This is a genomic window from Variovorax sp. 22077 (assembly GCF_052044195.1).
Taxonomy (GTDB): Bacteria; Pseudomonadota; Gammaproteobacteria; order Burkholderiales; family Burkholderiaceae_C; genus Variovorax; species Variovorax atrisoli.
Genome location: NZ_JBQEQC010000096.1, coordinates 1 through 636 on the forward strand (window position 1 = coordinate 1; position 636 = coordinate 636).

A 636-nucleotide genomic window follows, 5' to 3' on the forward strand; every position below is an offset into this window, starting at 1 on the left:
TGCTGCTGGACGCGCCTCAGGTGCGCGAGGCCATCTCCGCTCGCTCTCGCGCCAACCCCACCGACGCGCAACGCACACAGCCCCTCACGCCCCCCAACCCCGCCTACGTCATCTATACCTCCGGCTCCACCGGCAGGCCCAAGGGCGTGATGGTTTCGCATGCGGGCGTTCCGAGTCTCAGCGCCAGCCAGATCGAGCAGTTGATCGTCGGCCCCGGTTCACGCGTCCTGCAGTTTGCGTCACTGAGCTTTGATGCGGCGTTCTGGGAGGTGATCCAAGCGCTCCTGTCAGGCGCGACGCTCGTTTTGGCCCGGACACAAGACCTGCTGCCCGGGGAGGCTCTTGCGTCTACTGTGACCAGGCATCGCATCACCCATCTCACCCTTCCGCCGATCGCATTAGCCGCGCAGGAGTCCACAACTCTGCCAAGAGGTATCGATCTGGTCGTGGCCGGGGAAGCCTCTACAGCTCAGTTGGTGGAATGCTGGTCTGAACAACGGCGACTGATCAACGCCTATGGCCCCACCGAATCGACGGTGTGTGCAACCATGAGTGCCACGCTGTCCGGTCAAGCATCGCCCCCCATCGGCCGTCCGATCTGGAACACCCAGGTGTACGTGCTCGATGCGGCCCTGC

The 636-nt window shown here is 64.2% G+C and carries 1 protein-coding gene; it reads left to right on the forward strand.

Annotated features, from left to right (window positions below):
- On the forward strand, positions 1–636 hold a 636-nt coding region (locus ACTJLF_RS34660), incomplete at both ends, for an AMP-binding protein (RefSeq protein WP_440884908.1).